The organism is Xenorhabdus budapestensis, assembly GCF_002632465.1.
Classification (GTDB): domain Bacteria; phylum Pseudomonadota; class Gammaproteobacteria; order Enterobacterales; family Enterobacteriaceae; genus Xenorhabdus; species Xenorhabdus budapestensis.
The window spans coordinates 1-765 of record NZ_NIBS01000122.1 but is presented as its reverse complement, the minus strand read 5'-3'; the positions used below and the strand labels follow the sequence as shown (position 1 = coordinate 765).

Annotated in this window: 2 protein-coding genes; both read right to left on the bottom strand. The window is 50.8% G+C overall.

The window, feature by feature from the left end; all coding sequences use genetic code 11:
* Positions 1 to 567: TIGR03747 family integrating conjugative element membrane protein (locus Xbud_RS19190; RefSeq protein ID WP_099137550.1), on the bottom strand; the 567-nt coding region annotated here is incomplete at its 3' end.
* Between the two features lie 9 nt (positions 568 to 576).
* Positions 577 to 765 (bottom strand): hypothetical protein (locus Xbud_RS19185; RefSeq protein ID WP_211283562.1); only part of this gene is annotated, 189 nt, incomplete at its 5' end.

The following is a 765-nucleotide window of genomic DNA, read 5'->3' as shown; positions in this document are numbered from 1 at the left end:
ATAACGCCGTAAGTCCCGCCGCCCTAATCCATCAACCAGCGCGACCAAAACCACCATCACAAACAACGGAACGGATAGCATCAGGATCGCCAGCCGGATAAATGTTACCATCGTGATAAACACCGCAGCCAGACAATATTCCCGTAAATAACCCGATACCCTCTGTAATACGGCATTGAATTCACGCAGAAAATCATTGCGGCTATTGAGCTGATATTGCCGCTGCCCCTGTATCCAGTGCATAAAACCACTGCCCACAAACAGCCATTGATACGCCTGTTCCAGTCCGTCAGAGACCGTTTGTGCGGGATTTGACAACAACAGACTCTGGGTAAACTCCGTGGATAAAAATTGCAGCTCCGTTTTCATCATTGTCTGGCTGTGAGCGGCACCCTCGTCCGGCCAGAAAAATGTCATCCCGACATATTCCAGTAACAAACTGAATAGCCACGACATGACAACAAATCCAATGAGTTGCCACGGCCATTCCCATAATACACGATACAACAGGCTATGCTTGCGAGGCGGTTGGGAAGCCGGGCGTGATTGATTTTCTGACTGAGCCATGACGTGAAATTACCCTTTCTCTTCCCACCAGTTTTCACTGGTGCGGTAGTGCCGCCGCATATGCTCGGCGATGTTCTGCAAACTCGCCGGCATCAGGGCATCATCGTCATCGCCGGTGGGCAAAGGCATGCGAATTTTCCATAACTGCCCGCCTTCCAACAGGGCAAACGCCTGTCCTTTCGGCAGGTTAATCATCTC